General features: G+C 69.6%; 1 protein-coding gene. It reads left to right on the top strand.

Features of this window, described 5'->3' with window-relative positions; genetic code table 11:
* On the top strand, positions 1-250 hold a 250-nt coding region (locus KZZ07_RS27240), incomplete at both ends, for an alpha/beta fold hydrolase (RefSeq protein ID WP_219520148.1).

Raw genomic sequence — 250 nt, 5'->3', positions numbered from 1 at the left:
CAGATCCGGGCGCTCAGCGCGGCCGGGTACCGGGTGATCGCGCCGGACCAGATCGGCTTCTGCAAGTCGAGCAAGCCGACGGCCTACCAGTTCACCTTCCGGCAGCTCGCCGAGAACACCCACGCGCTCCTGGCCAAGCTCGGGATCGAGCGCCCGATCCTGGTCGGCCACTCCACGGGCGGCATGCTGGCCGCCCACTACGCCCTGCTCTACCCGAAGGCGGTGGAGCAGCTCGTGCTGGTCAACCCGA

The organism is Mameliella sp. CS4, assembly GCF_019392335.1.
In the GTDB taxonomy this organism is placed as follows: domain Bacteria; phylum Pseudomonadota; class Alphaproteobacteria; order Rhodobacterales; family Rhodobacteraceae; genus Antarctobacter.
This window is presented reverse-complemented; position numbering and strand designations above follow the sequence as displayed.